The sequence below is a fragment of the Mucilaginibacter sp. SG564 genome (assembly GCF_013149275.1).
Taxonomy (GTDB): domain Bacteria; phylum Bacteroidota; class Bacteroidia; order Sphingobacteriales; family Sphingobacteriaceae; genus Mucilaginibacter.
The window spans coordinates 306,737-326,455 of record NZ_JABGNA010000007.1; the positions used below are offsets into that span (position 1 = coordinate 306,737).

Below are 19,719 nucleotides of genomic sequence, written 5' to 3' on the forward strand. Positions count from 1 at the left end.
AATAAACATTTTAGATGCATTTTTACACCATAAAAAAAAGAAAATTTAATTGACTTAATTTTTGTAATTGTTTAAAATCTTAACGCTTATTAATTCAATACTAAACTTCTTTCTTCAAGAAACAAAAATCCTTATGGAGGATCTGGTTTCCATGAAAAATTATATTTTGTTGAGCTTACAGTTTAATACTACCGCCAACTCAAATAAATGACACAAACAATTTAACTCTAGGCCCCTATAGATAAATTTCATTATGCTATTCAACTCCTTACATTTTGTATACTTTTTCATAGTTGTAACAACATTATACTTTATAATTCCGCACAAATTAAGATGGTTTTTGCTACTAATAGCCAGCTGCTATTTTTACATGGCATTTTTACCCATTTACATCTTAATATTAGGGTTCACCATTGTTATAGACTACTTTGCAGGTATATACATTGAATTATCGTCAGGAAAAAAAAGGAAATTATTTCTGATATGTAGTTTGGTAGCCAATATAGGCGTACTGTGTATTTTTAAATACTACAATTTTTTAAATGATAATCTGTCCTTGTTGTTAAATGATCTTGGCTATGTAAACCACATTCCAAATCTTTCCATTTTACTACCTATCGGCCTTTCATTCCATACATTCCAGGCAATGAGTTACACCATTGAAGTATATCGGGGTAACCAAAAGGCCGAAAGAAATTTTGGCATTTATTCATTGTATGTAATGTTTTATCCGCAGCTAGTAGCAGGTCCTATAGAAAGACCGCAAAACATATTACATCAGTTTTATGAAAAGCACAAATTTAGTTATGATAATGTAACGAATGGCTTAAAACTTATGACCTGGGGATTTTTTAAAAAGATTGTTATCAGTGACCGTTTGGCCGACCTGGTTAACCAGGCATACAGCGATCCTCACCGTTACCAGGGTTTTCCGCTTATTTTATCAACCATCTTCTTTGCTTTTCAAATTTATTGCGATTTTTCAGGGTATTCAGATATAGCGATAGGAGCAGCCAGGGTGATGGGATTTGATTTAATGAGAAACTTTAACAAACCATATTCAGCAAAATCAATAGTTGAATTCTGGCAAAGATGGCATATCTCACTTTCTACCTGGTTCAGAGACTACCTTTATATTCCATTGGGCGGCAGCAGGGTAAAAATGAGCCGACGTTACCTTAATTTGTTAATTACCTTTTTAATTAGCGGTTTATGGCATGGGGCTAACTGGACGTATATTGTTTGGGGAGGTTTAAACGGGGTTTATCAGATCATTGATATTTCAACAAAAAAATTCAGAGGTAAAATAGAAAGTATCGTATCATCAGGACTTAAGCCAGCTTATTCGATCTTGTGCCAACTGGTTACCTTTCTGCTTATTTGTACAACATGGGTATTTTTCAGGGCCAGAAGCGTTCAGGATGGCTGGTATATAGTAAGCCATTTTATCACCTCTGTTCACGGAACTACCGCTTTATATCTATCAGCAAAAAACATGATGGATATTCTTTTTGCATTGATTGCCTTATTCATTTTGTTTGGAGTTGAATATTTGCAGAAAAATCTGTCTTTGGTTGATTTCATAAATAGGAAATCTCCGGTTATCCGATGGGGATTTTACTATGGCCTTGTACTGATCATATTTTTGCTCGGAAAATTTGAGGGCAATCAGCAATTTATTTATTTCCAGTTTTAGATTATGAAAAAATTTTTCATCAAAGCTATTCTCTTTAGCTTATTAATCATAGTATCTCTTGTTGCAATTGTAATGTTGGTTAGCCCCTTAGTACGGGCGCATAATGATTATGTAGCAGCAACAATTGATAAAGAAAACAGGCTTCATTCCCTGCCTTCCCCCAAAATTATTTTTGTTGGAGGATCAAACCTGGCGTTTGGTATAAACAGCAATACCATCAGCAAAAAATTCAATTATCCGGTTGTTAATATGAGCCTGCATGGGGGCTTAGGGTTGTCATATATGCTTAATGAAGCGTTAGATGGAGTCAAGAAATCAGACATTGTACTTTTATCAACAGAGTATTACCTTGATAAACCGGAGCTAAAATTGCTTACCCAATTAATGGATGCCAATCCAAACGCTAAAAAATACATTACACTTAAGCCCGAAGAACTGATACCTTTTTATATTAGTGATTTACAAAGATGTATCACCAGCTCTGTAAAAGTAATAGGAAAACAGTTTTCGGATAATATTTATATAAGAAATGGCTTTACTGTTGAAGGCGATCTTGTTTCCCATTTAAATAAAAAAAATGTTCCATTAGTTCCTCCAAGGTTAAGGGAAATAGATTATACGGATGATCTGCAATTAATGAACACTTTTATTGAGACTGCAGAAAGCAAAGGAGCTACAGTATATTACCTATTTCCAACCTATCAGCAATCTACTTTTACATTAAACAAAAAGGCGGTTAATGATTTTGCAACCCTATTCCATAAAAAGTTAAAATGCCCTATTTTAAATACGCCTGATACTTTTGTTTATAACGATAGCCTTTACTTCAATTCAGAATATCACCTGAATAAACAAGGGAGAGAAATAAGAACACAAAAATTAATAGAAATATTGGGCAAAAACATTTTAACAAAATAACCGTTTAAGATATAGTCTGTCACCTGACGTGTAATAACATCAATTTATCTTGCCTGCTTCAAGACAAATGAAGAACATAATAAATAAATATTTGTTATGGTAAAAAACTAAATTATTTGTCGATCCTAATTTACTTTGTGTACACTATGAAAAAGTTATTAAACTGCAGGGCTCTGTTGATACTGGTTATATTAATTCAATTTTGTTGGCTACCTGTAAGGGCCCTTGACATTTATGTAAGCAGTGCCGGAAATGATACCTGGGACGGGAAAAATGCTGTTCATAATAACAATTCCGGTCCATTAGCAACTTTACAAAGGGCTTTTTTTATCGCAATTAAGAGCGATCCCCAATTAGCAAATGGAGAAGCTATTAATATATTCATTATGGATAGCAAATATCTAATTGCAAGTCCTGTTAAGTTAACAGCTGTAAATCAATCTTATTTTATACATACATTAACCATTAAGCCCTATAAAATTCCAGCGGTAACGCTTACCGGCTCAATAGCGTTTAATGATATAAGCACATCAAAGCTTCCGCTAAATAATATAAAATTTGATGAGGTTTTTACCGATAATTCTCTTAAAAATTATGTACGCAGTCCCAAAACATCTTTTTTTACCTTAACAAACTTTGAGACCAAGAAGACAGGAACAGGAATATATGATAACAAGCAGTTGTTTTATTATGACCCGGAGCAAGTAAGTAAATCTATTGGGCTTGCTGATTTAAAAAGCGGGCATTTTGGAATAATTATTTATGCCAACTGGACATATTGCTACAGAAAGGTAGATAGCATCAATTTTAAAACACATGTATTATATACTACCGGGCTTAATAATAGTGATTACTCACCCTGGAAAAAAGGGGTAAGATTCAAACTAATTAGTCTTTCATCTGCTTCTGTAGCAAATGCGGATGCCTCTGTATTGTCGCAGTACTTTAATGTATCACCTAACAGCAGTCAGGTATATATTCCTGTTAATGACCGGATATTTGATATAACAGGTTCTGCTTTAAATAAAATAAAGAATATCCGTTTTGAAAATATAACCTTTGAGCATTTTGGTTACAGATATACAGACAGAAGCATAGATCCCAACCCCTCTGCTTTTACTGAAGATGCAGCTATAATGATAAATTTTACAGACAACGTTGTTTTTAATAAATGCACGTTTAAAGGGATAGGTAAAAATGCTATCTGGTATTATAAATCTAATAACAATGTATCCGTTACCAATTGCATTTTTAGTAATATGGGCGCCGGATCTGTTAAAGTTGGAAGCCCTGGCTCGGGCAATGACACCAAGATATTGAATAACAAAGTTAATATCGACAACAACAAAATCACCAACAGTGGTCTGGTTGTGCCAGCTGCTAATCCAATTTTTGTTGTTAACGGCAATAACATCAGCATTAGCAACAATAGCGTTAATAGAGCAGAATACTCTGCCATTGGAATAGGCTGGGGATATGGCACCATTCCAAATATCCTCAATAATGTAACGATAAGTAAAAATAGGGTTGAAAATATTGGAACCGGTTTATTAGATGACCTGGGGGGTATTTATACTTTAGGAATGATGGAAAATGTTGTTATATCAAATAACATAGTAAGAAATCTTAAGTTTAACAGCTATGGTTCCTGGGGAATATACATTGACCAGGGGTCTAAAAACATTACAGTAACCAACAATATTGTTGATCATTGCCAATCGGCTGGCTATATGCAAAACAGATGTCAGAACATAACCGTAACCAATAATATATTTGCAAATAATACAGGCGGTCAGGTTCAGTTTGGAAACTTTAAAGACAATATCTCTTTAAAATTTGCCAATAATGTTTTGTACCAGGAAAACAACAATCCCACAAATATAAATTGGAGTTCTTCTTTTATTCAAAGTGATTACAATACGTATTTAACTCAAAACAAATCAGGCGCTCAATTAAATAAACTTAGCAGAGCAGCTACCGCAACTACCGCTGCCGCTTCAAATGCCATAAGCACCGATAAAGATTTGCATTCAAAACGGCAACAAGTTTCATCCCGAATAAATATATCATCGTTAAACACCGACAGGGCAAATAGCTTCAAACAAATCGATACAACAAAAGTAGGTTTCCAATAATAAAACTGCAGCAAAGGGCTTATTCACTTGTTTATGGGGAGTTTTGAAAATCAAATTTTCAAAACTCCCCATTATGAACCCATCTAATTATTTCCAATTTCATAATAATCTTCAACTTCATTAATTGATGTCGATTTTTCCCTATTTTCGGCTGGCTAATAGGCTGGAGCGAGAATCATATCCTGACTTTATCAGGCTAAGAACCTCTATATCGTTTTAATCTAACTCAGTTTAATTAAAAAAACAACAAATTATATGGGAAACCCAATACCTAAACTTCAATATATAAAAAGTTTTGACTGTTTAAGAGGATTTGCAATAGTATTGGTTATGCTTCTGCACGGCAATCACGTTTTTTTTAAAGGGGGCTGGATCGGGGTTGATCTATTTTTTGTACTCAGTGGATATCTTATTACATCATTACTTCAAAATGAATACTCCACATTCGGAAGTATTTCATTCTCAAAATTTTATATCCGAAGAGCGTTAAGGCTTTTCCCTCCTTTATTAATATGTATTCTTATAGCCAATATCCTATGGGGCTATACCAAATTCGATCCGGGAGCTAACCAAATAGTAGCCACATTTGCAGGCTTATTTTATTTTACTAATTTCCTGATACGTAGTGTACCCGGCAATATGGCTCATTTATGGTCTTTATCTGTTGAAGAACACTTTTATTTCTTTTGGCCCATATTCGCCCTTCTTTTTGTATTCAAAAGGCCTTTTCACGGTCGAATTAATTTTATGGTGACCTTACTTGTTATCGTAACTATTCTCAGGATACTGGCTTTCCATCAGAATCATCATTTCCATCTGATAACAATAGATGCTTACAGGTTCACTGTTTGCAGAATCGACAGCATTTTATTGGGTTCTTTATTAGCTTTTATACCCGCGGAGATTCAACGTGAAGATATCAACACGAAAAACAGGACGAACATAGCTTTACTCATCGTATTCCTTCTTTTAGCCTTCGTTTTTATTTTGTTAAAAATTGATAAGGACGATGTTTATTTGAATAACGGTGGATTTATACTCACCAATCTATTGTGTGTAGGTACCGTATGGTTTGCCATCAAAAAACAACATCATGCTATTTTCAGCAGCAAGGTGCTCTCCTGGATCGGAAAGCGATCTTACGGAATTTATGCTTACCATCTACCTATCTTTTTGGCCTCAGATTCACTCATAGATCCTAAAAGCATAGTTAGCATAGTAACTGTAAATGTAGCACGGATTGCTATTTCTTTTGGTTTAGCAGCCTTATCCTTCAAGTACGTTGAAACGCCGATTTTAAAACTTAAGAATCGTTACCAGGTAAAGAAAGCAGAATCAGTTCCCGCAACTAATTGAGTTAATTGAATACGATTATATAAACAGATTTACTTACCGTATCCTAAATATGTAGATCGGTTTGCGGGAATGCTATTGTTTGTAATTAAGCGTATCGCTTTATCAAATCAAAAAAATCATTCCATCCTGTTTCATAATCAGGCAGGTACGAATCAAAGCTTGTAGTATGGTTTATATTATCTAATAATGCCTTAGCCCAAGCATCTTCATCGGTAAGCGTTATCATTTGCAAGCCATTATAATCATGCAAAACCTCTGATACAAAAGAAAGATCGGATGCTAATATCTTCTTTCCAAAAAATGCGGCTTCAATCAATGGCAAACCAAACGTTTCAATATAACTTGGAAACAGGATCAATTTTGACTTTTGATAGTACGCCATCGCCTCGTCATAAGAAACGTGCCCTGTAAACAAAAAATACTTTTCCAGGCCTCTTTGCTTAATGATTTGATATATGCCGCTTGTGTTTACATCAAGTGTAAAAATAATTTTCCAGGTACTAAGTAATCGTTCTTCTGCAGGGGCGATCTCTAAAAGCCGGCTTAAAACATTTACAATAAATAAGTGATTCTTGTAAGGATATTCGGTAGCTGGAAAATATATATAATTCAAATCGGACTGATGAGCGTCGCTATCTTTCAAAAAATGAATCCGGTTTTGAAACGAGGAAATATCAGGTTTGATGATATGAATCTGATCATCCTTAATATGAAAAGTATCCACTAAGGCTTGTTTAACCCATTTAACCTGTGCTATAAAAATTGAATTATCGTTATATGACCATTTCATTATTTTTCGGAAAATGGTTTTATATATCCACAGTTTGGTTTCGCTCTTTTTCCAGATATTCCATCGCTTGGGATAAACCGGAATTGGATTATGATAATATATTAATTGGTTTTTATTGTTGAAGAAAAACCCGATGCTTTGCAGAGACACAAAAAGTGAGACATTCAGATGCTTTTCTTTGATCCATTTTCGTAAACCAGACACTTCCCATTTTATTCGATCAACAATATTGTTAACGGGTAAATGTACTATCTGTATTGACTCCGGTATGTCCCTGGCCTCTAGCACAACCCCATCACATACAAATAAGTAAAAATCAAAATCTTTAAAATCGTTTTGTTTAAGGATCAATTGATTAAAAAACTGTAAAAGTATAGTACGCGCGCCTCCATTTTTAAGAGATACTGCATTTACAATAATATTTTTTTTTATTACGCTCCCCATCTGTTCCCTTTTATTAAAGCCGGATTACCCTTATAAATAACATTAGATTCGGTTGTACTGGTTACTACCCCACCTGCTGCAATGACCGTATTGCTACCTATAGTGACACCAGGACCAACAAATGCAGAAGCCCCTACCCAACATCCATCATTTAAAATAATGGGCTGATTGCGGTAATCCATGCTTGGTTTTCGATAGTCATGATTTCCGGTACACAAAAACGCACGCTGGGATATGCATACGTCATTACCAATGGTAATTGGTACCAGGTTTAATAAATAAACTTCTTCCCCTATCCAAACATCATTGCCTATAGTCAGATGCCATGGCATGTGGATGTTGACCCGTGGTTTAATAACGATATTATTTCCCATTTTAGCACCAAATAGCTTGAGTAAAAATCTTTTAAAACTATAAGGATACGGAAGAGCGCTCAAAAAAAACATCACTTTGATAATATACCATATTGATTCTTTTAAAACCCCGGCCCCTCTAACATACCCGGCACTCGGATTGAACTCCCTTAACTTAACCTGATGTTGAGCGTTTTCTTCGAAATCCATGACGTAACTATTTGATTGAAATCGTCGACAGAATAATTGACGATCCTGTTAAAATAATATAGAAAAACAAAGAAGTACATTTCGGGCGAAAAGTAGTTTCCTTCTCTAAACAATTTATATATGAAATAAATTAGCAACGCTCTTGATATGATGCTGCTAAACAAATTTTTATTTGAATAATCCTTGATCAGGAAGAGCAGCACAAAAACAATTCCGGTTATACCAAGTTCTGATAGAATTCTTAAAAATAAAGAGTTAGCATCATCGGCGTTAAGATTGGCTAAATTACTTCCTTTATCAATAAAGGTTTCCTGGCCGGGAAGTTTTGAAATGTACAATTTATGACTCTCGGGGTGCGAGCCTAAACCGGCCCCAAAAACAGGGTTATTTTGAAAAACCTGTTCGGTAACAAACATATTAGATATTAAGGCGTATGTACTTAAATTAGCTCCCTCAACATCATTAGAAACATAGGATTGTGTGGTATCATCAACCCTTAATCTAAAATCATCAACAAATACATACGCAAGCGTTACTGATAGGTATATGATCAGAAAGATAAATAGATTACGAAAAGCAAATTTATTTTCCTGGTATAAAAATAAGGAAACAAATATGCCAAGGTAACCAACAGAAGAGAAGGTAAGTATCAGCGAAAAGAGTATCACGTAAAATTTAATAGAATTAACCTTTTTATTCTTCATCAATATAAAGAATGCCGGGAGCACAATACCCGCAAAGTGAGCCGGTTCGGCCATTATGCTATGTAACCTGTATGAACGCTCACCCAATAAGCCAAAGATCACTACAAACAATATTATTCCCAGAATACTAACCCAATAGGCGTATTGTAAATAGGTTTTAATTACCACTAAAAACCATCCGTTTTGCGAAAAGTACCTGATAAAATTGTAAAAATACAACGAAACGAAGGTTATACCTATTAGCTGAAAGTAGCCTTTTGTTGGACTGTTATATAAAAACACTATCGAAAATATGCACGATAGAAAAAGAAAGCCAAAAATATAACCAAAGTATTGAGGGAATTTTAAGTTACCTTGCTGAAAAATAAGCAGTGCGAAATTTATTGGTAGAATAAAATAGAATAATTTAAGATCGACACCGTTGCCTCTGCCATATAATGCCAAAGCCTCGCTAAAAACACATAAAAGTGTACTATGCAATAAGTATTTATTCATAATTACGTACAGTTTTACGATAAAAATACTTTAACCTGGCTATTAAATCGTCAATAAAACAACTTAAAAACCTTACTCCTCCTGATGTATTTTTGGCTTTAAAAGTTTCTTTAAAGACCCTTGCACTTGCTGTACTTATACCACCATATCCCATTTTTGCATTGACCTTATCAAGGAATTTAGCTTTTAAATTATGTTTTGCACGTAAAAGCAATTCATAATCACCTGCTATTTTATAGCTGTCATTAAAAATCCCATATTTTTCAAAATACAATTTATGATGCAGTGCACCAACATGTGCCAAATTCATATATTTTTTAAAAACATTCCATGTCCACTCGCCACCTAAAGTTTTTAAAACTTCACCCTTATTATTCAGCAAGACATTTTTTGATGAAATAAAATCAATTCCTTCTAACTTGTTCTGAATAATAAATTCGTGGTATGATTGTAAACAATCAGGTAATAACTGATCATCAGAACCCACAAACATAATCCAGTTTCCCGAGGCTAATTTTAATCCTTTATTCCACGCATCATAAACTCCTTTATCAGGTTCTGAAACTGTATGCGCAATATGCGAGGAAAATTTTCCAACTTCACTTAGCGTTGAATCTTTAGAATTACCGTCTACTATGATTATTTCATAATTCTGGTATGTTTGGTCTACAACACTTTGCAAACAATGCCCAATTACATCTTCAGAGTTATACGTTGCTATTATAATTGAAAACTCTATCATAAACTATCCGGTTTTATACTGGGGTTGCTGATCCCTCTTATAAATTTTGCAGGATTTCCTCCCCAAATTTCAAACGAGGGTATGTTTTTTGTAACTACGGAGCCTGCTGCAATTATACTCTGCTCTCCAATTTCAACCCCTTTTAACACAATTGACCCCGTTCCTATAAACACACCTTTTCTAATAACTATTTTTGCCGAAACCACATTTTCCTGGTCAAGATGGGTTCTTCGTATAGCATAATCAAGGCAATGAAAGTCATTATCCAGTATCTGGCACCCTCCGCCTATTATAACATCGTCTTCGATGGTGATCTTTTCACGTGCATAAAGCAAAGCATTAGAAATGCCCACATTATTCCCTATTTCAATAACGGCATTTTGATTTACACATAAATAAGTGCTCGATGATAGCCCAACAGGATTACTCCATTTATTGGAGTTAATTAAAACATTTTTCCCAAAATAAATTTTGCCTTTAAAGCCCTTAATACCAATAAACCCAACAATAGTTGGAAAACCCGCATATTCTGCCTTAACTAAATTAAGAATCAAATAATTCCAGATGTATGATATATAGTATAAAAGCTTATTCACTTATGTAATTAGTTATATAGTTTTAAAAAATCATCCGTATTGAATATGTATTTTTCAATCAAAGGTAGTTTATCTTCTTCCCAGTCCCACCACTTAATTTTCAATAATGCCTTTATCTTATCCTCATCAAATCGGTATTTAACGACTTTTATCGGCGTTCCAACGGCAATTGCATATGGCGGAATATTTTTACTTACCACGGCACCAGCGCCAATAACAGCTCCATCTCCTATTGTAACACCTCCCAATATGGTAACATTGGCACCTATAAATACATCATTACCAATGTTTACGGGTAAATTTTCTGTAATCTTGTCCTCCTTACACAAAGTTATCCCGTTTTGTTTATAGGCGGAATAGAACATTGGGGCCGTTGATATACCATTTGTAGGATGGATACCCAAACCACAAACTAAATTAGGACCAATAGAGCAAAATTTACCAATAACTGTATCAGTGATATTGGAATTAGGTGCGATGTAGGTATAATCGCCTACTTCAACATTATATAACTTATATATTGAATATAATTTTACAGACTTACCAACCCGGATATTTACTTTACTATTTCCATAGTAAAGAATATTTAAAAAAAATGAGAGCAGCTTCTTAATTCTGTTAACTATCATTTAACGAGTTTTTTTAAAGTTGAGTAAATATTGTATTTTTTTAAAAGCAGAATGAATTTAATTTTATAATGCGGAATTGTTTTAGCGTAAAAATTATCTACTTGTTTTTTATAATATAAATCTTCTTTAAGATCTGTTTTAGTTACTTCAATATAATCTGTCGGGGCTGAATAGAATCCCGATTCACTTTTTGAATTAGTACCGGTATCATCAAATCCATTATTAAGGGTTAACGATTTATAAGGAAACAATGAATATCCCCCTGCAAATAACCACGATGCATACCATTTAACCGCCCAGGTATATAATTTACCATCTCTGTTTAAAATCAATTGGTAATAATAATCGGCATGTCCCTGGATGTTAAAATCCTTGATCTTCTTTTTTGAATTCAGGCGCTCCAAGTGTACGTTGGTATCATGGTCATAGTGCTTCCACGCCCTCGCCCAGGTCCCCCAACCCCAGCAAGATAAAATATTTAAAAAAAAGGTTTCATTACCTTGATCTTTCGTTTTAACAGGGTATATATACCCACTCACATGCATTACTTTGCTCTCGGGCTCATAAAGGGTTAAAGCATCATTCATATATTTCAGAAATCCTACAGAAGTGATCAAATCATCCTCTAAAACTATGATCTTCCCATGCTTATTAACAACGTCAGTTACTCCTTTAACTATGGAATTAGCCAAACCATTATTACTTTGAGATTCTATTATAATTACTTCCTTACACCACTTCCTTGCTCGAATGATATTCCTTGTTTCGTCGATTTTTTTTAGTTGGGAATCTGTGGCATCCGCTTTGGGGCCATCCGCATATATGTATAACGTGCTTTTATCTGCCAATTCATTATTTGACAAAGCCTCGAGCGTTTTTTGCGTATGTACCGGTCTGTTATAAACAAATAATACGATGGGTGCTAAATTCATATCCTCTTCTTTATTAGCAATATAATTTTCCCTATTTCCTTCCTGCAGTCAAAAAATAAGTATGCGGTCAATAATCCAAGTAGCACCTGTTTCATCAACAAAACATCAAAATAAAGCGAAAGCCATATTAAAGTGGAAAACAATATCTTGGGCATCCAAAATCCCCATACTCTGGCTTTATTGAATTTAAGACTATAAACAAATGTGTAATAAACGGTGAAACTCAATACAAATAAGAAAAAAGAAATTGAGTAAAACTGCGCGATTGCTTTTAGTGAAATAAATGCACCTATTACAATTGCACTGATGAGGAAAAAGGCTCCTACCCACCCTGATATCATAAATTCGCGTTCCTTTTTATATAATATCAATAAAGATCCGCATGTTGATGATAACGTTTGGGTAAATATCAACAATCCAAAATAGGGTAACAGTACAGCTACCTGGAGCCAGTTTTTACCCCATAATAACAAAACTAACTGGTGCGGAAATAATATAAATATAATTACCAAAGGATAGCTCAGGAAGGTTATTACCCGCAATACAAAGTAATATTCAGATTCTATATCTCCTCCTTCGGTTTGTAGTTTTTTCATACTTGGGAAGAGTATGGTATTAAACAAACCTGTAATTAAACTCAATGGTAAAATTAATAAGGAATAAGCTCTATTATAAATACCTAGATCTGCAGCGCCATACATTTTACCAACAAGCATATTGTCGGTATTTCTTGACCAGTAGTTAATGGTATTGAAACCAATCACACTCCCAATTAATCTTTTAGTGTGTTTAAACCCTACTTTTATATAGCTTAAAGGAAATATTTTAAAGCCCAGTTTCACCTCCCTTTCATAATATATAGCAGTTATAATAGCGGTAAAAATTTGCGGTATTACCAAAGACCAATATGCGGCACCCAGATAAGCCAGTATAATAGTTATGATCACCGAGATCACCATACATATCAGCGTTACCTTACCAATAAAACCAAACTTCAATTGTTTAGCTAATAATGCTCCCTGAGCTAAACTTAAACCACGTATTAAAAACGTTGTTGATAATACGATTGTGGGCCAAAACAGCTGACTGTTTTTATAAAAAAGTGATATCGGGTAAGCCATGATCACGGTTATCAGGAATAATACCGATCCTAATATCCACGATAAATTTGTTAAAATGCGCTGATAAGTTCTTCCATAATCACTCCTGATCAGGGCATAAGAAAGTCCGCCATCAGAGAAGATTAAGATAAATCCGGTGAACACAGTTATTAATCCCATCAAGCCATAGTTTGCTGGAGTTAATATTCTTGAAACTATAATTGATGAAGCAAAATTTATTAACTGTGAGAGATAAGTATACCCCCCAGAAACCAATATATTTTTAAATAGATTTTTTTTAAAGCTCATTGTTTATACATAAAATTTATTATTCATGAGATATATTGTCTGATCTGAAAATAAATCTTACTATAATTTAATATTACTTGATAACTCTTTTTAGCGAACTTATTGCCCACCTCGCAGGAACGTAGAAAGGGTAAACAATTGAAAACAGCGTAGTTGCATTCTTAGCAAAGGAAATTTTATAAAAGGCCTTAAGATATTTAGCCGTCCCTTGTGATTTATACATTGTTAACCTTATCAGGTTTTTATGCATAAAATATAATTCCAATGCAAAACGCTGAAAATAGTTTACCGGAAGTTTTTTGTAATTGTCGAATATTTCATTCACTGACCCATCATCTCCGTAGCCCCAATCCTTTTTTTTCACAGGCTGTGTTACTTTAACCGGGAGGTTACTTAAATTGTATACAGTACCTTTTAAACACCAGATACTTGCAAAATAAATAAACTGATAAAGGTTATCTACTTTATGTTCTAAATAAACTTCTCGCAGTCCCTCCCTTTTCAGGGTTAATCCACTTAATTGGTGGCCTTTAAATGAATTGATTAGCAGCGTCTTAAAACCCGGCTCAAAGCACTTTATTTGATCCATTTTATCTCTTGGAGGGCCTAATATTTCATCATTTACTGAAACGGGTACAAAATTAGGGATAATTGCATACGTAGATTTATCCCGGCGAAGTATATCCATACATTCAGTAAGGTATTCATAGCTGATATAATCATCATCACCTAAAAACATTACATACTCATCCGTACACTTTTCCAATAAAAATAAAACATTGGTCTTAACACCCAGATTCTCCTTTTGCTCATAAGCAACGATATTTAAATCATGGGTTTTGCTAAAGTTTTCAATTACTTCCTGGGTGTCGTCCGGCGAACCGTTATTGGATATTATAATGGTAATTTCATCTGAAAACCCGGCCTTCTTAATGATATCAAATAAAATATTCAAATTTTTCAATAAGAACTCGCTACGGTTATACGTTGGAATTAAGATGCTTAACATTTGATAAATTATGTGATTGCAGACGCGATTATTTACTTAAATTGTTAATTGTTGCAAGGTAACTTGCAACAATTAACATAAATAAGCGGGTAAGTTAAGAATTGATATAATCCCTGATGACTTTAGCAATATAGTCGTAATGAGTTTCATTCAGACCGGGCCAAACACCTAACCAAAAAGATTGGTTCATGATAATATCGGTATTGGTTAGATCCCCTACTACTCTGTGCTCAACATTTGCATAGGCAGGCTGCCTCAATAAGTTACCTGCAAATAATAAACGTGTTCCTATTTTGTTTTCTTCAAGGTGCTGAACCAGCATATGCCTGTCGGCAGCATCCCCTTCTCTTAAAGTTAATAAAAAGCCAAACCAGGATGGATCGCTATGTTCTGTAGGCTCAGGAAGAATAAATATTTCTTCAAACTCCTTCATTCTGTCATAAAGCAGTTTGTAATTCTGACGGCGTTTTGCAACAAACTCATCAACCTTATTTAATTGCGAAACGCCAAAAGCGGCCTGCATATCTGTAACCTTTAAATTGAAACCGATATGAGAATAAGTATATTTATGATCGTATCCGTATGGTAATGAGCCTAATTGCTGCGAAAACCTACATCCGCAGGTATTATCTTTTCCAGGCTCGCAATAACAGTCTCTGCCCCAATCCCTAAAGCTTTCTGCTAGCTTAGCCAGTTCTGCATTATTAATTAAAACGGCACCGCCCTCGCCCATGGTAATATGATGCGCCGGATAAAATGAAAAAGTGGCAATATCTCCAAATGTTCCGGTTTTTTGGCCCCTGTAAGTAGCGCCTAAGGAGTCGCAATCATCTTCAACAACCCAAAGATTATATTTTTTAGCCACCCGCATTACCTCATCCAAATTGAATGGATTACCTAAGGAATGTGCGATCATTATAGCTTTCGTTTTTGGTGACACAGCCGATTCAATAAGTTCTGCCTTTACATTGTGGGTTGCCACATCAACATCAACAAAAACAGGGATTGCGCCAAATTGCACAATTGGGTTAACAGTGGTTGGAAAACCTGCGGCTACAGTGATTACTTCATCGCCAGGTTTAATTGCCCTATCGCCCAATTTAGGGGATGTTAAGGTATAAAAAGCCACTAAATTTGCAGAGGATCCTGAGTTTACTAAAAGTGCTTTGTTGGCTCCGAAATATTGAGCGAACTTATACTCAAAATCATTAGCAAAACGACCTGCCGTTAGCCATCCGTCAAGCGTAGCATCAACGCCTAATAATATATCCTCCTCATTTAAGACCTTACCTGTAACAGGTATATAATTTTGACCAGGAACTATAATCTGAGTAGTTTTCTTTCGAGCTATCTCTCTAAGACTTTTTTCAAGTTCGGGATCCGTTATATTTTTTAACATGGGTATTATTGCTATTTTTTACTGATTTTTTACTGTGATTAATTAGGTGCTTTCCATTTCAATAGGTTTAGCAAATGGCTCCATCTCTGTTATCGGTTTGCCAAACGCTATTTTTGGATACGTATTGGTATAAGGATCTATCATGATCTGGAGTAGAACAGGAGCATCTTTATTCGTATCATTCCACATCCACTTCACTGCATCCTCAATCTCCTCTTCCTTTGAAATGGTTATGCTGTTTATTTCGTATGCCTTTGCTACTTTTTCAAAATCCGGCGCGCTATATCCCCAATATGTTGACTGATACCTTGATTCAAAATAACTATCCTGAAACTGACGAATCATGCCCAGATTTTTGTTATTCATGATGATCACCTTTACCGGGAGTTTATTTCTTGATATAGTTTGCAACTCCTGTATGTTAATTTGCATACAACCATCGCCTATAATGGTTACTACCGGTTGCCTATCCAGGGCAAAACTTGCACCGATACCAGCGGGTAAAGCGTAACCCATGGCTCCCATACCAGCCGAGGTTAAAAATAACTGATCCTCAGCTAATTCAATTGACTGTGCTGTCCACATCTGGTGACTTCCGACATCCGCAATATAACATTTTGCCAAAGGTGAATTTTTTGACAAACTGTGCATAAACACATTAGGATTTATACCATTGGGCGCAAGCTCTTTTGTATCTGGCCATTGCGCCCTTAATTCATTAATGTAATTATACCATAGTACAGGCTTAACAAACTCTTCTGTAATTGTAAATTCATTAAAGTTCTCCAGGAACTTCTTTGCATCTGCAACTACGGGTACACAGCCTTTAACCCGGTTGTTAATTTCACCCGGTTCGCAATCAATATGATAAATCTTACGATTTTCAAAAAATTTAGTGTCGGCGCCTGTTTGCCTGATATCAAGACGGCTACCTACTACAATAAGCAGATCGCATTCGCCAAAGGCAACATTCGCCCACCTGTTGCCATAACTACCAATAAAACCCACTCGTGACGGGTGTGTAAATTCTATGGCATCAACCGCTAAAAGGGTGGTTATAACAGGAACATTTGTTTTTTCAATAAATGCTTTCATCGCATCTATTGCAAATGCCGATCTTACTCCCCTGCCTACCAAAAGCAACGGACGCTGAGCATTATGAATATCAGCAACAATTTCTTCTAAAACTTCAGCTGAGGGTGTTAGCGGCACAATTGGATCTAAATTAGGTGCAGGAACAGTGATTGCTGATCTTTGAACATCCATGGGAATGTCAATCAAAACAGGACCGGGGCGCCCTTCTACAGCTATTGCAAATGCCTCTTCCAAAATCAAAGGCAAATCGTCCTGGTGTTCAACCTTATAACATGCTTTAGTAATGGGCTTCACCATCGAAATAATATCCGTTTCCTGGAAGCCCAATTGTCTGATATTCCTATCACCCTTTTGTTCATGGCGATTAACCTGCCCGGTTATAAAAACCGCCGGAGTTGAATCAAAGTAACAACTTCCAATTCCTGTGATCAGGTTTGTGGCACCAGGACCACTGGTAGCTAAGGCAACACCGGGTATTCCTGTAACGCGTCCATAAGCATCGGCAGCGAATGCCGCAGCCTGTTCGTGGTGCATTGTTACAATATTAATAGCTGTTTTTTGATTTAGTGAATCAAGCAGGTGGGTTATCATCCCGCCCGAGAGCTCAAAAACATATTTAACCCCCTTTTGCTCCAAAAATTTGGCTATGTAATCAGATGCTTTCATTGTAAATGTTTTTATAACTCGTTACTGTTCGGTAAAAGCCTTCTTTTGCGGAAACTTTTGGTTCCCAACCAAGGTCTTTTAACTTATTAATGTCTGGTACAATACGGCTAACCTGTGATGGTAAGTATGAACCATTACTTTTGTTTTCCATAATAACCTTTAAAGGTTCGCCCTCAAATAGCGATACCATAATGTTTGCAAGTTCACTTACACTATGTTCATTATATGGGTTACCTACGTTATAGGCCTCTCCATTTTTGCCGTTAAGTAATACTTTAAAATAGGCTATTATGGCATCAGTTATATAGCAATAGGCTCTTTTAGCTGTACCATCACTTTTAATAACTATATTTTCCCCTTTTAAAACGTCGGCAACAAAATCAACAAACACCCGACCATCGTTAAGATCCATTCCTGGCCCATAAGTGTGAAATGGTCGAATTATTTTGGTGTTTACCTGGTATTGATGAGAATAGCTTGCACACATATTTTCACCCATTCGCTTACTTTCTGCATAGCATGATCTTACTACTAATGGATTTAGATAGCCATAGTGATCTTCATTTACCGGCATTTGGTCATTTGTTAATGATCCGTATACTTCACTTGAACTAAAAAACAAAAAAGACTCTACTTTGTGATCTTTAGCCAAATTTAGCAGATTACTGGTTCCCAGCACATTTGCATTCAGTGTACCAACCGGATCGGTGCCGTAATACTTAGGGCTTGCCTGGCTGGCCGCATGTATAATAAAGTCAACATTTGTATCCAGCCGGATTTCTTCTACAACATCCTGCTCAATAAATATCAGGTTGCTATTTGATAGATAGTCTGCAAACCTTTTTTTGGCCCTCTCAATATTCCGTACCAGGCCAATTACTTTAACTTTTTTATCCACGAAACGATCACCAACATACAGAAGAGTTTCCACCAAATACGCGGGCAAAAATCCATTGGCACCTGTAATTAATACAGTTTTACCAGCAAATCGCGACCAATTTATATCTGCCTTATATATGTTTTCTAAATCTTCGTTGATGATACTGTTGGTTGTCATTAATTTAAATTTAAAAAACCTGTTATTTGTTTTTCGGTATATTTATCCATACCTGCCTTATCTTCAAAAAAGCTTTTATACCAATCAATTGTATATTCAACTGCCTTTTTTGCATTTAATTGCGGTTTCCAACCGAGTTGGTCTATAGCTTTGCTGATATCCAGCTTTAATAAACCCGCCTCATGTGGTTGATTAGACAACTGCGGTACTTCATATTCGCCTTTACCCCATATTTCAATGGCGAGTTCAACCATCGCTTTTACGGGCAAGGCATCCTCTCCGTAAGGGCCAAAATTGTACGGTTCGGCATATTTAATGGCATCAGCCAATAACTTTTCGCCTAATAATAAATATCCAACCAATGGCTCTAATACATGCTGCCAGGGTCTTACAGAGACAGGGTTTCTGACAGTTATCTTTTTATTATTCCCCAGCGCTCTTGCAATGTCTGGTATTAAACGATCTTTTGACCAATCGCCTCCACCTATAACATTACCAGCCCGGCCTACCGCAATAGCCTTCTGGTGTTCGTGATAATTATTAATATTAAAAAACGATTTTTGATAAGAATTTATTACCAGTTCGGCACAGGCCTTACTTGCACTGTATGGATCGTATCCTCCTAACCTGTCATTCTCGCGATAAGGATATACCCATTCATTATTATGATATACTTTATCCGTTGTTATTAGAATGATGTTACATGGCTTATTTAAGGCCCTTACACCTTCTAACAGGTTAGCCGTACCAATTGCATTGATCTCAAAAGTTTCTGCCGGGAATTCATATGATAACCTAACCAGGGGCTGCGCTGCAAGATGAAAAATAAAATCAGGCTCGAACTCTTTAATACTACTTACCAACTTCTCTTTATCCCTTAAATCTGCTATTACAGATTCACATAGTTTATCGCCTTGTATTAAATTATATAAATTTTCCTCATTTTCGGGAGCCAGGGCGTAGCCCTTTACATCAGCTCCCAATATAGTTAATGTTTTGAGCAACCACGACCCTTTAAAACCGGTATGCCCGGTTAAAAAGATCTTTTTCCCTTTATATGCCGAAACTAATTTATTATACATAA

General features: G+C 35.5%; 17 protein-coding genes. 4 read left to right on the forward strand and 13 right to left on the reverse strand.

What is annotated here, in order from left to right; translation table 11 throughout:
* Window positions 1-370: 370 nt before the first annotated feature.
* The 4 genes from FHW89_RS17865 to FHW89_RS17880 all read left to right on the forward strand — a co-directional run bounded on the left by FHW89_RS17865 (window position 371) and on the right by FHW89_RS17880 (window position 6,105).
* On the forward strand, window positions 371-1,696 hold the full coding sequence (locus tag FHW89_RS17865; protein WP_253952262.1) for an MBOAT family protein: 1,326 nt from the start codon (window positions 371-373) through the stop codon (window positions 1,694-1,696).
* A gap of 3 nt (window positions 1,697-1,699) precedes the next feature.
* The gene (locus FHW89_RS17870; RefSeq protein WP_172336417.1) at window positions 1,700-2,614 is read left to right on the forward strand and encodes a hypothetical protein; all 915 of its coding nucleotides are present in this window, start codon (window positions 1,700-1,702) and stop codon (window positions 2,612-2,614) included.
* Window positions 2,615-2,760: 146 nt separating this feature from the next.
* Window positions 2,761-4,749 carry a right-handed parallel beta-helix repeat-containing protein gene (locus FHW89_RS17875; protein WP_172336418.1) on the forward strand — a complete coding sequence of 663 codons (1,989 nt, stop codon included), beginning with the start codon at window positions 2,761-2,763 and terminating at the stop codon, window positions 4,747-4,749.
* A gap of 255 nt (window positions 4,750-5,004) precedes the next feature.
* Window positions 5,005-6,105 carry an acyltransferase gene (locus FHW89_RS17880; RefSeq protein ID WP_172336419.1) on the forward strand — a complete coding sequence of 367 codons (1,101 nt, stop codon included), beginning with the start codon at window positions 5,005-5,007 and terminating at the stop codon, window positions 6,103-6,105.
* Window positions 6,106-6,190: 85 nt separating this feature from the next.
* Here FHW89_RS17880 and FHW89_RS17885 read toward each other — a convergent pair whose 3' ends face one another.
* The 13 genes from FHW89_RS17885 to rfbG all read right to left on the reverse strand — a co-directional run bounded on the left by FHW89_RS17885 (window position 6,191) and on the right by rfbG (window position 19,717).
* Complete coding sequence (locus tag FHW89_RS17885) at window positions 6,191-7,339, reverse strand: glycosyltransferase (RefSeq protein ID WP_172336420.1); 1,149 nt, start codon at window positions 7,337-7,339, stop codon at window positions 6,191-6,193.
* The gene (locus FHW89_RS17890) at window positions 7,327-7,902 is read right to left on the reverse strand and encodes a WcaF family extracellular polysaccharide biosynthesis acetyltransferase (RefSeq protein WP_172336421.1); all 576 of its coding nucleotides are present in this window, start codon (window positions 7,900-7,902) and stop codon (window positions 7,327-7,329) included. The genes FHW89_RS17885 and FHW89_RS17890 overlap by 13 nt, the downstream gene beginning before the upstream one ends.
* Window positions 7,863-9,101: an O-antigen ligase family protein gene (locus FHW89_RS17895; protein ID WP_172336422.1), complete on the reverse strand. Its 1,239-nt coding sequence runs from the start codon at window positions 9,099-9,101 to the stop codon at window positions 7,863-7,865. Before FHW89_RS17895 ends, FHW89_RS17890 begins: the two co-directional genes overlap by 40 nt.
* Window positions 9,094-9,843, reverse strand: a complete 750-nt coding sequence (locus tag FHW89_RS17900; protein WP_172336423.1) for a glycosyltransferase family 2 protein — start codon at window positions 9,841-9,843, stop codon at window positions 9,094-9,096. The genes FHW89_RS17895 and FHW89_RS17900 overlap by 8 nt, the downstream gene beginning before the upstream one ends.
* On the reverse strand, window positions 9,840-10,439 hold the full coding sequence (locus FHW89_RS28860; RefSeq protein WP_172336424.1) for an acyltransferase: 600 nt from the start codon (window positions 10,437-10,439) through the stop codon (window positions 9,840-9,842). Before FHW89_RS28860 ends, FHW89_RS17900 begins: the two co-directional genes overlap by 4 nt.
* Window positions 10,440-10,447: 8 nt before the next feature.
* Window positions 10,448-11,068 (reverse strand): CatB-related O-acetyltransferase, encoded by a 621-nt coding sequence (locus FHW89_RS29065; protein ID WP_172336425.1) that lies wholly within the window; start codon window positions 11,066-11,068, stop codon window positions 10,448-10,450.
* Window positions 11,065-11,931, reverse strand: coding sequence for a sugar transferase (locus FHW89_RS17915; protein ID WP_253952263.1), 867 nt, complete (start codon window positions 11,929-11,931; stop codon window positions 11,065-11,067). The genes FHW89_RS29065 and FHW89_RS17915 overlap by 4 nt, the downstream gene beginning before the upstream one ends.
* A gap of 65 nt (window positions 11,932-11,996) precedes the next feature.
* Window positions 11,997-13,409, reverse strand: a complete 1,413-nt coding sequence (locus tag FHW89_RS17920; protein WP_253952264.1) for an oligosaccharide flippase family protein — start codon at window positions 13,407-13,409, stop codon at window positions 11,997-11,999.
* 73 nt (window positions 13,410-13,482) lie between these two features.
* Window positions 13,483-14,418 carry a glycosyltransferase family 2 protein gene (locus FHW89_RS17925; protein WP_172336428.1) on the reverse strand — a complete coding sequence of 312 codons (936 nt, stop codon included), beginning with the start codon at window positions 14,416-14,418 and terminating at the stop codon, window positions 13,483-13,485.
* Between the two features lie 94 nt (window positions 14,419-14,512).
* Window positions 14,513-15,817, reverse strand: coding sequence for a lipopolysaccharide biosynthesis protein RfbH (gene rfbH, locus FHW89_RS17930; RefSeq protein WP_172336429.1), 1,305 nt, complete (start codon window positions 15,815-15,817; stop codon window positions 14,513-14,515).
* A gap of 42 nt (window positions 15,818-15,859) precedes the next feature.
* A complete protein-coding gene (locus FHW89_RS17935; protein WP_172336430.1) occupies window positions 15,860-17,578 on the reverse strand; it encodes a thiamine pyrophosphate-binding protein in 1,719 nt (572 codons plus the stop codon).
* On the reverse strand, window positions 17,565-18,635 hold the full coding sequence (locus tag FHW89_RS17940) for an NAD-dependent epimerase/dehydratase family protein (RefSeq protein ID WP_172336431.1): 1,071 nt from the start codon (window positions 18,633-18,635) through the stop codon (window positions 17,565-17,567). The genes FHW89_RS17935 and FHW89_RS17940 overlap by 14 nt, the downstream gene beginning before the upstream one ends.
* Entirely contained in the window at window positions 18,635-19,717 is a 1,083-nt protein-coding gene (gene rfbG, locus FHW89_RS17945) for a CDP-glucose 4,6-dehydratase (RefSeq protein WP_172336432.1), read from the reverse strand. Before rfbG ends, FHW89_RS17940 begins: the two co-directional genes overlap by 1 nt.
* Window positions 19,718-19,719: the final 2 nt, after the last annotated feature.

Excerpts from the sequence above, each read along its gene's own strand:
- FHW89_RS17865 (WP_253952262.1), top strand. The coding sequence starts at position 371 with ATGGCATTTTTACCCATTTACATCTTAATATTAGGGTTCACCATTGTT.
- FHW89_RS17870 (WP_172336417.1), top strand. The coding sequence starts at position 1,700 with ATGAAAAAATTTTTCATCAAAGCTATTCTCTTTAGCTTATTAATCATA.
- FHW89_RS17875 (WP_172336418.1), top strand. The coding sequence starts at position 2,761 with ATGAAAAAGTTATTAAACTGCAGGGCTCTGTTGATACTGGTTATATTA.
- FHW89_RS17880 (WP_172336419.1), top strand. The coding sequence starts at position 5,005 with ATGGGAAACCCAATACCTAAACTTCAATATATAAAAAGTTTTGACTGT.
- FHW89_RS17885 (WP_172336420.1), bottom strand. The coding sequence starts at position 7,339 with ATGGGGAGCGTAATAAAAAAAAATATTATTGTAAATGCAGTATCTCTT.
- FHW89_RS17890 (WP_172336421.1), bottom strand. The coding sequence starts at position 7,902 with ATGGATTTCGAAGAAAACGCTCAACATCAGGTTAAGTTAAGGGAGTTC.
- FHW89_RS17895 (WP_172336422.1), bottom strand. The coding sequence starts at position 9,101 with ATGAATAAATACTTATTGCATAGTACACTTTTATGTGTTTTTAGCGAG.
- FHW89_RS17900 (WP_172336423.1), bottom strand. The coding sequence starts at position 9,843 with ATGATAGAGTTTTCAATTATAATAGCAACGTATAACTCTGAAGATGTA.
- FHW89_RS29065 (WP_172336425.1), bottom strand. The coding sequence starts at position 11,068 with ATGATAGTTAACAGAATTAAGAAGCTGCTCTCATTTTTTTTAAATATT.
- FHW89_RS17920 (WP_253952264.1), bottom strand. The coding sequence starts at position 13,409 with ATGAGCTTTAAAAAAAATCTATTTAAAAATATATTGGTTTCTGGGGGG.
- FHW89_RS17925 (WP_172336428.1), bottom strand. The coding sequence starts at position 14,418 with ATGTTAAGCATCTTAATTCCAACGTATAACCGTAGCGAGTTCTTATTG.
- rfbH (WP_172336429.1), bottom strand. The coding sequence starts at position 15,817 with ATGTTAAAAAATATAACGGATCCCGAACTTGAAAAAAGTCTTAGAGAG.
- FHW89_RS17935 (WP_172336430.1), bottom strand. The coding sequence starts at position 17,578 with ATGAAAGCATCTGATTACATAGCCAAATTTTTGGAGCAAAAGGGGGTT.
- FHW89_RS17940 (WP_172336431.1), bottom strand. The coding sequence starts at position 18,635 with ATGACAACCAACAGTATCATCAACGAAGATTTAGAAAACATATATAAG.
- rfbG (WP_172336432.1), bottom strand. The coding sequence starts at position 19,717 with ATGTATAATAAATTAGTTTCGGCATATAAAGGGAAAAAGATCTTTTTA.